Consider the following 13,325-nt stretch of genomic DNA (forward strand, 5'->3'; position numbering starts at 1 on the left):
TATAACTAGTGCTGTAACAATTTCATTGCTGTAAATTTATCAATCAACAGTACGTTAGCATAACCACCAACTAAGGCGCCATGAATCGCCTTGATTTTTCGGTCACCGCCTGCAATTAAAATTGATTTTTCTTTTGTCTTTAATTCATCAAGTTCAATACCGATCGTCCGACTATTGATTTCTTGGTCGCTGATTTGTCCATTTTTATCAAAAAATCTTGAACAGATATCCCCTACTGCATTCCCTTTAAGTGACGTTTCTTCTTGTTCCGTAAAATAACCCAAACGGAAATGCAATGATTCACTTTGGACTGTTCCTACAGTGAAGACAGCGATATTGGCTTGCCTACCTAATTCGATAACCTTGCTGATATGACGATCTTTTACAACCAAATCTTTGGCTTTCTTACTATCTAAAATGACTGGCAAAGGAAAGGTTCTTGCTTTTGTATTTAATTGTTCAGCTAATAATGTGATTGTTTCAAACGCATAGTTATTAACATCGAAATACGCAATACCACCTTTTAACTGAACAACTTCGACACCTTTTACATCCAGTCGACTCATTTTAGAGACCGTCTTATGCATTGTCGTACCCCAACTCACCCCGACGATATCCCCGTTTTTGATTGTTTCTTCAAGATACTCAGCTGCGTATGAAGTTAGATACTCCGATATCGAATTGTAGTTTGGATCAGGTGAAAAAGCGACATGTACTTCCGTTAGTCCATATTTCTCTTTGAGTTTTTTTTCGATTTCAAATAAATCAGAAAAAGGATCAAAAATCGTGATTTGAACATAGCCTTTTTCTTTTGCATATTGCAATAGACGAGAAATCGTTGGACGTGACACATTTAATTTTTCGGCGATTTCTTGTTGACTAAACGAAGATTGATAGTACAGTCTTGCAACTTCGATACTCAGTTGTTGTTTTTCTTTATCCATGCTCATTGTCCGTTCCTTATTATTTAAGCCCATTATAGCAAGAACAATCAAGGAAGACAAATAGCGTTTTTTAGTCAGTTAAATAGATGTTTCTCAATTCAGCCAATTTTACTTGATCGAAATTCAAACACTCAGCCGCATAGTTTTCAGCTGTCCCAAACTGTTTCTCAATCAATTTAAATGTATGATCCAAGTATTCTTCTTTTACATAAAGAGCCGTAGCTAAAGACTCTAGTTGTTCTTCATTAAATCCTTGCTCTCTGAAGTGTTGTACGAGTTCATCATTGGCTTGTTTTCTTTCAGTATTTGTAATTAGAAAGTCTTTGTAAATTTCTTCCTTTTCCACATCTAGCAACAATAACAATAATGCTGATGCATAACCTGTTCTGTCTTTACCAGCAAAACAATGGAAAATCGTTGCTCCCTCTTTATTGGCTAATATGTAGTCCATAAATTCTGTAAACCCTTCTTGTGCTCCTGGATTTAAAATCAAGTCTTCATATACGCCTAACATATGTTTATCAACAGCTTCAATTGATTTCAACTTAGCAAAATCAGCCAAACTAGAGTTTTTAGCATTCATTTTTCCAAGTAAATCTAAATTAACATACTCCACTTCTTGAATCGGCGTATCTGGAGATTCACTAATTTCAAAACCTCGTCTAAAATCAATGATTCTAGTCAGATTAAACCCTTCTACTAATAGCCTTTGTGTTTCTTCATCTAAGTTCACTAAATGACCTGAGCGCAATAATTTTTTGGACTTGATTGTTTTCCCTTCTTTATTTTTAATACCACCTAAATCTCTAAAATTCGTAATTTGTACGTTCATTTGTTTATTCCACCTTTATGCACTTAATTGTTTTCTTCTTTTTTCTTCTGCAAATGCCACGATTCCTAAAAGAACAGCAATGATTACGATTGAAATGTAAAAGATAATAAATGTATCATTCCAACCATGCAAAACATGACCAAAAAAATTCACTCCGTCTTTTGCTGGATCGGAAATTTTAGCTAAGAGAATCTTTGCCATTGAATCTCCAAACAGATAGGCAAAAGCTCCTAATAATCCACCTGAAACAACTGTTGCTTTTTTAGGAACAAATCCCAGCATTGATAGATTGATCAATAATTGTGGTCCAAAAACCATCATACCTAACATAAATAATGAAGCATTGATCACAAATTCAGTTGTACCAAGCTGATATCCGATAATACCAATCGGGAGTAAAATCGTACTTACAGTAGCAACCAGTGCTGGACGCCCTTTTAGTAAATCTGAAATATATCCCCAAGCTAAACACCCAACTAAAGCACCCATTTCAAAATAAAAAATGGTTTGAGCGGCGGCTTCCTGTGAAAAATTCAAATGTTCAGTAACATATAGTGGTGCCCAGTTATCGATCCCAATTCGTACAATATAAACGAAAACATTCGCAACACACAACACCCAAATATAAGGATTGGTTAATAGATATTTTTTAAAAATTTCCCATTTCGTTAAGTTTTCAGCATCGACGTTGGCCTCTTCAACTGGCTCACCAAAGATTTCTTCACTAGAATTCCACCCTAAATCTTCCGGTCTATTTTTGCCAATAAAAAAAGTTCCTATCGCAACGACAGCAGCTACGATTGCTGGAATAATAAACATTCCTGCAACTTGACCTTTAAAGAAAGTAGTAGCACACCAGACCGCAAAAATCCCGGCGAAACCGCCCCCAATATTGTGAGAAGCATTCCATAATCCAATGTATCTACCACGATTGCTTCTTGTTGTCCATTGCGTGATGACAGAAGCGCAACTTGGTCCTCCAACACATTGGAATAAGCCGTTTAATGACCATAAAACAACAATCCAGCCCATAGGGACATTATTCATTGTGAACAGTATTCCCATACATAAAACGGTGATTGAAGATAATAATAACAAGATAGATAGGATTTTCTTTGTATTTTTCCCATCAACAATATAACCCACAATAAATTTACCGAATCCATAAACAATCGAAAAGACAAAACCAATGTAACCAAGATCTGTCGTTGTAAGGCCTAGTTGGCTTTTCAGTAATGGTTGTGCTGCTTTAAAGTTATTACGAATCATGTACATTGTGATGTAGATTACCACAACGACCAAAAACGGTTTCATAAATTCTTTGAACCATTGTTTTCTTTGTTCAGCCAACGTTGGTCGACTGATTGTACCAACAACTGCATTCGTTTCTTCCAAATTAACTCACCCCAAAATTTTAATTATAATGGTTAGCGCTTTCCAATATAATTGTATAATACACGAGGTAAGAACAAATGTAAACACGATATTGAAATTATGTTCAAATTTATTTTTTACATTTTAACTGCTAAACTGTATTAACTAAAAAGACAAGAGTACAACTCTTTGAGTCATCCTCTTGTCTTTTAATTATCTTTTTATTCGTCGTGATTGCTATTCAATTCTGTGATTTTTCCTGTTGCTAGATAAACAATCCACTCACAGATATTCGTTACATAGTCTCCAATACGTTCTAAATATGTCGCAACATGCAGATAATCGGTTCCACTAACAACCGTTTCTGGATTTGCTTGCATGGCTTTGATCGAATGACTATAGATACTATCAAAATACTCATTCACACGAGTATCCATCTTAGCAATCATACGCGCATCTTTTTGATCTGTTTTTACATAAGCGATCAAGACATTATCAACCATCTTCTTCACATAATCAGACATATCTGAAATTTCTTTTTCGATTTCCGGAATTCTTGTTTCGCCTTTTAAACGAATCGTAGATTTTGCGATCGATACAGCATGATCTGCCATCCTTTCTAAGTCAGAGCTGGCTTTCATCACAGTGATAATCATTCTTAAATCAGTAGTAACTGGCTGTTGTAAAGCAATCATTTCAAAGCTTTTCTTTTCTAATTTTACTTCCATATCATTGATTTGTACATCGTATTCGATCACTTCATTGGCAATCTTTTTATCATGATTAATATAAGCACGTACAGATTTATGTACGACATTACTTACCATCATGCCCATTTCATAAAATTGATTATGCAGATTTAATAACTCTTCTTCAAATTGGCTACGCAACATGTATTATCCTCCTTTTTTTTAACCAAATTTTCCAGAAATATAATCTTCTGTTTGTTTTTCTTTAGGGTTTAAGAATATTTTCTTTGTATCGTTGAATTCTATCAATTCTCCTTGTAAAAAGAAAGCCGTTTTATCGGAGATTCTAGATGCTTGAGACATATTGTGTGTTACCATGATCATCGTATATTTTTCTTTTAGCGTTAAAAGCATATTTTCGATTTTACCACTGGAAACAGGATCTAGTGCACTTGTTGGTTCATCTAATAAGATAATTTCAGGATCGACCGCTAAAACACGAGCGATACATACACGTTGTTGCTGTCCACCAGATAAAGACAAGGCGCTTTTGTGTAGTTTATCCTTTACATCATCCCACACAGAGGCTGCTTTTAAGCTATTTTCAACAGCTTCATCTAAAACTTGTTTATCCTTTTCACCTTTTAAGCGTAAACCATAAATCACATTTTCGTAGATAGAAAAGGGAAACGGATTAGGTTGTTGAAAGACCATACCGATTTCTTTGCGTAAATCTACAATATCTGTTTTTGGACCGTAGATATCTTTGCCTTTATACACTACACTACCAGTAATCGTTACGCCTGGAATCAAATCGTTCATCCGATTCAACGAGCGTAGGTAGGTCGATTTACCGCAACCAGAAGGACCAATCATCGCAGTGATTTCTCCTTGATTAATGCTCAAATCAATGCCTTTTAAAGCTTCCTTTTTACCGTAATATAAGTGCAAATCTTTTGATGAAATAATCTCTTTTGTCATCTTGCTCCTCCTAACCAAAATGTCCAGAAACGTAATCTTCTGTCGCTTGAATTTTTGGTCGTGTAAAGATTTTTCTTGTTTCATCGTATTCAATCACTTTACCTAGATAGAAAAAGGCCGTGTAATCACTGATACGAGCAGCTTGTTGCATATTATGCGTTACGATAATAATCGTATAATCATCTTTTAAATTGACTAATGTTTCTTCGACTTTTCCGGTTGAAATTGGATCTAGTGCACTGGCAGGTTCATCTAAAAGTAAAATATCCGGTTTCATGGCAATGGCTCTAGCAATGCATAAACGTTGCTGTTGCCCACCAGACAAAGCAAGTGCACTTTTATCTAGATTATCTTTGACTTGTTCCCAAAGTGCAGCTTGTTTTAAACTAGTTTCAACAATTTCATCTAGTTTTTTCTTATCTTTTTCACCATGTTGCTTTAAAGCAAAGGTTATGTTTTCATAAATAGATTTACTAAATGGGTTAGGACGTTGAAATACCATGCCGATTCGTTTACGCATTTCATAGACATCGACTTCTTTGGTATTGACGTTTACCCCTTTATACATGATATCTCCCGTTACCTTGGTATTAGCGATACCATCATTCATCCGATTCAACGAGCGTAAATAAGTCGATTTACCACAACCAGAAGGACCAATCAAAGCAGTGATTTTATTTTTTTCAAACTCTAAGTCAACGCCTTTGATGGCTTCATTTTCACCATACCAAACGTGTAGATCATCGGTATGTAAAGCGATTGGTTCTGGTAATTTAATAATATTGGTGTCATTTAAATTATATTCTTTCATTCTGATTCCCCTAACATTAGGCTGATGTCATTCTTTTATATAATCTGTTTCCGATAAAACGTGCGCCGAAATTAAAGAGTAACACGACTAAAATCAGAACAGCAGAGGCTCCAGCAGAAACAGCTGCGCCATCTGGCATTGTACCTTCTGTATTGATTTTCCAAATATGGACTGCTAACGTTTCAGCCTGACGGAAAATACTGATTGGGCTTGAGACACTTAACGGATTCCAATTGCTGAAATCTAATGCTGGTGCACTTTGTCCTGCAGTATAAATCAATGCTGCTGCCTCACCAAAAATTCTTCCAGAACTCAAAATTACACCAGTTAAAATACCTGGTAACGCTTCTGGAACGACTACTTTCATCACGGTTTCCCAACGGGATAATCCCAGAGAGAGTCCAGCTTCTCGCTGTGTATAATGAACTGCTTTTAATGATTCTTCCACATTTCTTGTCAATAAAGGTAAGTTGAAAAATGTTAAGGCCAATGCTCCTGAAATAATTGAGAAACCATACCCAAGTTGCACCACAAAAATCAAGAAACCAAACAAACCAACAACAACTGAAGGAAGTGAGCTTAAAATTTCGATTGATGTGCGAATCACATCTGTAACCCAATTTTTCTTCGCATACTCTGATAGATAAATACCCGCACCTAATGAGATAGGAAAACTGATGAGCATCGTAATCAATAATAAGTACAACGAGTTAAATAATTGAATCCCAATACCGCCGCCAGCTTGATACGCTTTAGAAGGTTTTGTCAAAAAGTTCCAAGATATATGGGGGATCCCACGAATTAAAATATAAAGCAGCAATGCTGCCAAAATCAAAACAATCACACCTGAAATAGCATATAAGACGCCTGTTGCAAATTTATCTGCTTTTTTTGCATTCATTATTTCAAGGCCCCTTTCCTACCAATGATCCGAATAATAATATTAAAGAATAATGACATCAATAATAGGATCAGCGCAAGTGACCAAAGCACATTGTTTTCTACAGTTCCCATAATTGTATTTCCAATCCCCATCGTCAAAATACTTGTTAAAGTAGACGCAGGCGTTGTCAAACTTGATGGCATGATAGCCGCATTTCCGATAACCATTTGAATTGCCAATGCTTCACCGAAGGCACGTGCCATCCCAAAAACTACAGCAGTTAGAATGCCAGGCACAGCAGCGCGTAAAACCACTTTGTAAATCGTTTGCCAGCGGGTCGCTCCCAAGGCTAGCGATGCTTCACGATAGTGACGAGGAACTGATTTTAACGCATCAACTGTCATAGTTGTAACTGTTGGCAAAATCATAATGAATAGTACAAATGTACCCGCTAAGATCCCAAAACCCGTACCACCGAAAATTGAACGAATAAAAGGGACGATCACAGATAAACCGATAAAACCATATACCACAGAAGGAATTCCAACTAATAGTTCAATAACTGGTTGTAAAATTTTCGATCCTTTTTTTGGTGAAATTTCTGTCATAAATACAGCTGCTCCAATCGCAAATGGTGTTGCAATAATTGCTGACATAAATGTTACAATAAAAGAACCCGCAATCATCGGTAAAGCCCCTACCATTGGTTGGCCATCCGTTCCCGTTTCACTTGGATTCCAGTTTGTACCGAATAAAAAGTCGGATACTTTAATTTTATTTGTAAAAAAAGTCGCCAAACCTTTACTTGCCACAAAATAAAAGATCGATAAAACAACCAAAACAATCAAAGCGATACAAAGAAAACTAATAAATTTCCCTCGTTGTTCCATTCTGGCGCGCTTTGATTTTGTTAACAATTTCTTCTGCACATCTTCCAAGAAAATTCCTCCTTAAATTAAAAGCGTAACGAGCTTGTTTGACTCTGACTGGAAAATAGGAAAAATCGAATGTGGCGTTTTTTGCCACACTCTATTTTTATCTTTTTCCCGAAGAGTTAGCTCGTGAAGCTAGATATCATATGGTAACAACGTTCCGCTTTGCTTCACCTTGCACTTTCCAACATCAGTTCATTTCATTCACTGTGTGTCAAAGTAAAAACGTAACGAGCTCGATCGGAATTTATTTTTTCCAACAATTCCCCATATGCTCAACACGTTCCATGATAAAAACAGTCTAACTTTTGAACATAAATTTACGTTTAATAACATGTAAATCTTATGTTAAGTTTGTAAATTTTGTGTAAAGGTTGATTATTTAATAAGATTTCCTTGCCAATCACGTTCTACTTCCATTTTAGACACAGGAATATAGCCTAATTGCGCAATGATTTTTTCCTGTACATCGTCTGACAACATGAAGTCCAAGAATTCGTCTGTCAATTGTTTTGGCTTTCCTAATGTATACATATGTTCATAAGACCAAATAGTCCATTTGTTTGTGACAACATTGTCGTCTGTTGGTTTTACACCATCAATACTTAGTGTATTGACTTCGTCATTAACGTAAGAAAAAGCAGTATAACTAATTGCTCCTGGTGTATCAGCAACAATAGAGCGTACCATTCCACTTGAATCTTGTTCTTGAGCTTGAATCGCTGTTTTGCCATCTAATACCCAACGTTCAAACGTCACTCGTGTACCACTTCCTGCAGCACGATTCAGCATAACAATAGGAATATCTTTCCCACCGATTTCTTTCCAATTAGTTATCTCTCCTAAAAAAATTTTTCTTAGGTTTTCTAAAGAAATATCTGATACGCCAACCTTTTTATTAACGATTGGCGTAATTCCTACTACGGCAACTTTATGATCTGTCAATTTAGACGCGTCAATTCCTTTTTTTTCTTCCGCAAACAAATCTGAATTTCCAATATCCACTGCACCTGACTGAACTTGGCTTAATCCTGTACCACTTCCGCCACCTTGAACATTAACAAAGCGACCTGGATGTTGATTTTGAAATTCTTCCGCTGCAGTTTCAACCAAAGGCTGTAATGCTGAAGATCCGACGGCAGTGATCGATTCACCACGATCAATCCACTTAGCGCAACCTGATAAAGTTAGTACTCCAATTAAACTAAAAAATAATAGCATTTTCTTTTTCATTTATCTGATAATCCTCCAAACTCAATTCAATCAATTCATTTTAACATTAACTCTTTCCATTGAAAATTATAAGTTGCTCCAGTTCATCATTTTTTTGAATTAAATAACAAACATAGCGTTTAAGAAACAGAATAAATTAAAAAGTACAACTGAACTACCAGATTGCACTTTTTGCACTAGTTTATAATAAAGGTGAAATTAGCCGAGCTAAACCTTCTTTTAATTTGATGAGTACACCGCGATTGCAGTATTTTTCTTCTGTTAACAATTCTGATACTTTAGAATCTTCATAGAATGCATTTCGTACTTTTTCAGAAAATGTTTGATCATAAATAACTGTATTTACTTCAAAATCAAGTCGAAATGAACGGACATCAATATTTGCAGATCCTACAGATACGATTCCACCATCAATAATCATCGTTTTAGCATGAATAAATCCTTGTTCATAGGTTTCAATAATAGCACCATATTCTAGCAGTTCAGCTGAAAATGAGTATGTCGCCCAGTAAACTAGCATATGGTCTGGCTTATTTGGTATTTGCATACGCACTTTTACACCTGATAACAAAGCTAACTTTAGCGCTTCGTGAATCGAGGCATCTGGTATATAATATGGCGTTTGGATCAAAATTTCTTTCTTTGCTATTGAAATCATTTTTAAATACGTCATTTTTATTTGCTCAAGTTCTGAATCAGGACCGCTAGTAACAACTTGAACAGCTTTTTTACCATCAGAATGAATTGTTGGAAAATATGCTGCATCATAGCTGAGTTCTTTTCGATGTTGTGAATTCCAATCCATTAAAAAACGATTTTGCAAACTATAAACAGCTTCACCATAAATTCGAAGATGATTGTCTCGCCAATAACCAAATTTTTTAACCTTACCAAGGTACTCATTTCCAACATTAAATCCACCAGTATAACCAATTTTTCCATCGATCACTACAATTTTCCGATGATTGCGATAATTGATTCTTGGATTTAGATAGGGAACAAACAACGGAAAGAAAAAAGCCACTTCTCCACCAATTTTTCTTAGTTCTTCAAAAAATTTCATATTTACTTGTGTCGAACCCCAAGCATCTAAAAGCAAACGAACTTTTACGCCTCTTTTCACAGCATTGATGAGTTCTTGTCGAATTTCTTTTCCTAAAGTATCACCGCGATAAATGTAGTATTCCATATGAACATGATCTCTAGCTTGTCTGATATCTTCAATCAAGCTATCAAATTTCTCTCGACCATCTGTATATAAAAGAACCTCATTTTTTGTTGTATACAAAGAGCTTTCGAAAATAGTCAACATATAAATCAATTGCTTTGAATCTACTTCCCCAGTTGGAGGATGAGGAAATAACCCTCTTAATAATGATTGTTTCTCTGCTTCTATTTCGGCATTCATCCCGATTTTTGCCTGCATTTTCATATCAAAGATTTTATCTTTTGAAATACCTCGACCTAAGAAAATATAAAGAATGAACCCTAAAACGGGAATAAACATCAAGACCAACAGCCACGACCATGTCTGAGCTGTTTGTTTCCGTTCTCGAAAAACGATAATTAATGATAAAAGCATATTAGCAATAAAAATAATAACAAATAAATTATCATATAAAAATTTCATCTACGCACCCCAATCACTTCACTCATACATCCCCAATAAAGCATAACGAAATTATGAAAATAAGTAAAGAAAAAAAGGAGGTGGGACATGACTCTACGAGTCACACCCCACCCCCTAAGGAATCCGGATAAACGGTTGAAGCATAAGCAACTATTATGCTTTTCTTCGATTACATCATATTCTATCCCAACTTCTTTAAGTTCCCTAAATTTTTAAGAAGCGACGCATTGAGATAATAGATCCAAGTGATCCTATCGACATACCAATGACGATCATCAATACATCAATCTGCCAAACAAATGATTCAGGTTTTAATAATGAATAATTTGAACTTAGCAATTGTGGATTGAACAATGTATAAAATTTTTGATAGCCAAACGTTAGTACCAAAATTGGAATGATCGCACCAATCAAACCGATCCAAGCTCCTTCTATAAAGAAAGGCCAACGAATATAACCATTTTTTGCTCCAACCAAACGCATGATTTGGATTTCTCTTTGGCGCGAAATAATCGTAATTCGAATCGTATTAGAAATTAAGAATACTGCAACAAACAATAGTAATATTGCGGCACCTAGTCCCCATGTTCTAACTTTTCCTGCGATACTAAAAATCTTATCGGAAGAAACGCCACCATAATCCGCTTTAAATACATTCGGTAGTTTTGCTGCTTTTGCTGAGATTTCTTTCGTATCTGATGGTTCTTTCGCACTTACGTAATACACATCGTACAATGGATTGCTGTCACCTTCAAACAAGTTCCACGCTTCACCCATTTGTTTTTGGATTTTCTTTAATTGTTTGTCTTTATTTGAATAGGAGATTGTTTCTACATTGTCGATTTTATTTAAATCTTTTTCTAGTTTTTGCATTTCATCCGGTGTTGTACCGATGTCAACGAAAACAGAAACTGTTACGTTTTCTTCAATGTCTTTTGCTAATTTTGTTGCATTAAAAATTACTGCCATAAAAATCCCAACAAGAACTAAAGTAATTGTAACGGCGCTGGCTGAAGCAATTGTCATCCACCCATTACGTTTTAAACTTTTGATACTTTCTAGGACATGAGAAAAGAACGTTCTAATCATCGTAGCCATATTCTCCTTCCGCTTGGTCTCGAATAATTCGGCCATTTTCGATGGCGATTACGCGATGACGGATCGTGTTTACAATCGTGCTGTTGTGTGTTGCCATTACAACCGTTGTTCCTTGAGCATTGATCCGGTCCAACAATTTCATGATTTCCCATGAGTTTTCCGGGTCAAGGTTTCCTGTTGGTTCATCGGCAATCAACACTTTTGGTGTATTTACAATTGCTCGAGCAATAGAAACACGTTGTTGTTCCCCACCAGATAGTTCACTTGGGAATACTCTAACTTTATGTTTTAAACCAACTAAATCAAGAACTTCCATTACTCTTTTCTTGATATCTCTTGGTTTACGCCCAACAACTTGCATTGCATAGGCAACATTTTCATATACTGTTTTTTTTGTCAATAATTTGTAATCCTGAAAGACAATCCCGATTTCTCTTCTAAGGTAAGGAACTTCTGAATTTTTTATTTTCATTAAATCATGACTGGCAACTTTCAAACGTCCTTTTGTTGCTTTTTCTTCACGGTACATTAATTTGATGAACGTTGATTTTCCGGCTCCAGAAGGGCCAACAACATAAACGAATTCACCTTGTTTTATTTCTACTGAAATATTTCGAATAGCAGTTGTACCATTCGAGTATTTCTTCATTACATCTTTCATTTCAATCATGGCGTATTCTCTCCATCTCTGTTTTCTAGACTATCAACCATTATAACATGACTTTGTTTCAAGGCTCTTTCAACAGTTTACAATTTTATTTCATTTCTGTAAATTGATCAATTTAATTTTTGTTTCAAGTAAGCATCAATGAATCCATCTAAGTCTCCATCCATTACTGCCTGTACATTTCCTGTTTCATAATTGGTACGATGATCTTTGACCATTGAATAAGGATGAAAAACATAGGAACGAATTTGCGAGCCCCATCCAATCTCCAATTGTTCACCGCGTAATGATGCTGCTTCTTGGGCTTTTTTATCCATTTCTAGTTGATAAAGTTTTGCTTTAAGCATCCCCATTGCTTGCTCACGGTTTTTAAGTTGAGAACGTTGAGCTTGGCTTGCAACAACGGTTCCAGTCGGAATATGCGTAATTCGTACCGCTGATTCGGTCTTATTGATATGCTGCCCACCAGCTCCACTCGCACGATACGTATCGACTTTTAAATCATCGGTATTGATGTCAATCTCAACATTTTCATCCAATTCAGGCATAATGTCTACCGAACAAAAAGACGTATGACGACGTTTTGCCGAATCAAATGGAGAAATACGGACTAAACGATGCACACCTTTTTCGGATTTCAGATAACCATATGCATTATATCCTTTAATAAGAAGAGTCACACTTTTAATACCTGCTTCATCTCCAGATTGGTAATCCAATGTTTCAACTTGAAACCCATGGCTTTCAGCCCAACGAGTATACATCCGAAGTAACATGCTACCCCAATCTTGTGATTCAGTTCCTCCAGCTCCTGGGTGAAGTTCCATGATAACATTATTTTTATCATATGGCTCGTTTAACAATAAAGAAAGTTCATAAATGCTTAATTTTTCCTTTAGTGTCAATAAACGTTCTTCCAGTTCCACCTGCGTATCAGCATCATACTCTTCTTGCTGCATCTCACTCATGATTTCTAATTCTTCCAGCTCATCTGCAAATTGATGAAATTGTTGATATTTTTCTTTGTAAGAATTGGTTTCATTAATCAACTGTTGCGCGGTTTCTGAATTGTCCCAAAATCCAGGTTCTGCCATTCTGTTTTCGGCTTCTGCGATATCTTCTTCTAACTGATCTAAGTCAAAGAGACCCCCTGAAGCTAGTAATTGATTGATTCATTTCATCTAAAATAGTTCGGATTTCAGCATTTTCCATGATATTTTCTTCCTTTCACTTTCAATACGCTAGTTTACA

The 13,325-nt window shown here is 35.8% G+C and carries 13 protein-coding genes; all 13 read right to left on the minus strand.

Annotated elements, in window-relative coordinates; genetic code table 11:
- Positions 1-5: 5 nt before the first annotated feature.
- A complete protein-coding gene (locus tag AC1PU0_RS10965) occupies positions 6-944 on the minus strand; it encodes a sugar-binding transcriptional regulator (RefSeq protein WP_206848202.1) in 939 nt (312 codons plus the stop codon).
- Positions 945-1,014: 70 nt separating this feature from the next.
- Positions 1,015-1,776: a tyrosine-protein phosphatase gene (locus AC1PU0_RS10970; RefSeq protein WP_111247353.1), complete on the minus strand. Its 762-nt coding sequence runs from the start codon at positions 1,774-1,776 to the stop codon at positions 1,015-1,017.
- A gap of 15 nt (positions 1,777-1,791) precedes the next feature.
- Positions 1,792-3,171 carry a hexose-6-phosphate:phosphate antiporter gene (gene uhpT / locus AC1PU0_RS10975; protein WP_069655595.1) on the minus strand — a complete coding sequence of 460 codons (1,380 nt, stop codon included), beginning with the start codon at positions 3,169-3,171 and terminating at the stop codon, positions 1,792-1,794.
- Between the two features lie 200 nt (positions 3,172-3,371).
- Positions 3,372-4,043, minus strand: coding sequence for a phosphate signaling complex protein PhoU (phoU, locus tag AC1PU0_RS10980; RefSeq protein WP_069655594.1), 672 nt, complete (start codon positions 4,041-4,043; stop codon positions 3,372-3,374).
- A gap of 18 nt (positions 4,044-4,061) precedes the next feature.
- The gene (pstB, locus tag AC1PU0_RS10985) at positions 4,062-4,820 is read right to left on the minus strand and encodes a phosphate ABC transporter ATP-binding protein PstB (RefSeq protein ID WP_069655593.1); all 759 of its coding nucleotides are present in this window, start codon (positions 4,818-4,820) and stop codon (positions 4,062-4,064) included.
- Between the two features lie 10 nt (positions 4,821-4,830).
- Complete coding sequence (gene pstB / locus AC1PU0_RS10990; RefSeq protein WP_069655592.1) at positions 4,831-5,631, minus strand: phosphate ABC transporter ATP-binding protein PstB; 801 nt, start codon at positions 5,629-5,631, stop codon at positions 4,831-4,833.
- 16 nt (positions 5,632-5,647) lie between these two features.
- Positions 5,648-6,532 carry a phosphate ABC transporter permease PstA gene (pstA, locus tag AC1PU0_RS10995; RefSeq protein ID WP_069655591.1) on the minus strand — a complete coding sequence of 295 codons (885 nt, stop codon included), beginning with the start codon at positions 6,530-6,532 and terminating at the stop codon, positions 5,648-5,650.
- The gene (gene pstC, locus AC1PU0_RS11000) at positions 6,532-7,452 is read right to left on the minus strand and encodes a phosphate ABC transporter permease subunit PstC (RefSeq protein WP_069655590.1); all 921 of its coding nucleotides are present in this window, start codon (positions 7,450-7,452) and stop codon (positions 6,532-6,534) included. Before pstC ends, pstA begins: the two co-directional genes overlap by 1 nt.
- 372 nt (positions 7,453-7,824) lie before the next feature.
- Positions 7,825-8,679: a phosphate ABC transporter substrate-binding protein PstS gene (locus AC1PU0_RS11005; RefSeq protein WP_069655589.1), complete on the minus strand. Its 855-nt coding sequence runs from the start codon at positions 8,677-8,679 to the stop codon at positions 7,825-7,827.
- Between the two features lie 181 nt (positions 8,680-8,860).
- Positions 8,861-10,309 carry a cardiolipin synthase gene (gene cls, locus AC1PU0_RS11010; protein ID WP_069655588.1) on the minus strand — a complete coding sequence of 483 codons (1,449 nt, stop codon included), beginning with the start codon at positions 10,307-10,309 and terminating at the stop codon, positions 8,861-8,863.
- A gap of 204 nt (positions 10,310-10,513) precedes the next feature.
- Positions 10,514-11,398, minus strand: a complete 885-nt coding sequence (ftsX, locus tag AC1PU0_RS11015; RefSeq protein ID WP_277989329.1) for a permease-like cell division protein FtsX — start codon at positions 11,396-11,398, stop codon at positions 10,514-10,516.
- On the minus strand, positions 11,391-12,077 hold the full coding sequence (ftsE, locus tag AC1PU0_RS11020) for a cell division ATP-binding protein FtsE (RefSeq protein WP_069655586.1): 687 nt from the start codon (positions 12,075-12,077) through the stop codon (positions 11,391-11,393). The genes ftsX and ftsE overlap by 8 nt, the downstream gene beginning before the upstream one ends.
- 107 nt (positions 12,078-12,184) lie before the next feature.
- Positions 12,185-13,286 (minus strand): peptide chain release factor 2 gene (gene prfB, locus AC1PU0_RS11025; protein WP_111247351.1). Its coding sequence is split into 2 segments (ribosomal slippage): positions 12,185-13,213 and positions 13,215-13,286, totalling 1,101 coding nucleotides; the frame shifts between segments, so codons are not numbered across the junction.
- Positions 13,287-13,325: the final 39 nt, after the last annotated feature.

The organism is Enterococcus sp. XAF26B05_ASV22 (assembly GCF_056727285.1).

Coding starts and splice junctions, on each gene's coding strand:
- pstB (WP_069655592.1), bottom strand. CDS start 5,631: ATGAAAGAATATAATTTAAATGACACCAATATTATTAAATTACCAGAA.
- phoU (WP_069655594.1), bottom strand. CDS start 4,043: ATGTTGCGTAGCCAATTTGAAGAAGAGTTATTAAATCTGCATAATCAA.
- AC1PU0_RS10965 (WP_206848202.1), bottom strand. CDS start 944: ATGGATAAAGAAAAACAACAACTGAGTATCGAAGTTGCAAGACTGTAC.
- AC1PU0_RS11005 (WP_069655589.1), bottom strand. CDS start 8,679: ATGAAAAAGAAAATGCTATTATTTTTTAGTTTAATTGGAGTACTAACT.
- AC1PU0_RS10970 (WP_111247353.1), bottom strand. CDS start 1,776: ATGAACGTACAAATTACGAATTTTAGAGATTTAGGTGGTATTAAAAAT.
- pstB (WP_069655593.1), bottom strand. CDS start 4,820: ATGACAAAAGAGATTATTTCATCAAAAGATTTGCACTTATATTACGGT.
- ftsX (WP_277989329.1), bottom strand. CDS start 11,398: ATGATTAGAACGTTCTTTTCTCATGTCCTAGAAAGTATCAAAAGTTTA.
- cls (WP_069655588.1), bottom strand. CDS start 10,309: ATGAAATTTTTATATGATAATTTATTTGTTATTATTTTTATTGCTAAT.
- ftsE (WP_069655586.1), bottom strand. CDS start 12,077: ATGATTGAAATGAAAGATGTAATGAAGAAATACTCGAATGGTACAACT.
- pstA (WP_069655591.1), bottom strand. CDS start 6,532: ATGAATGCAAAAAAAGCAGATAAATTTGCAACAGGCGTCTTATATGCT.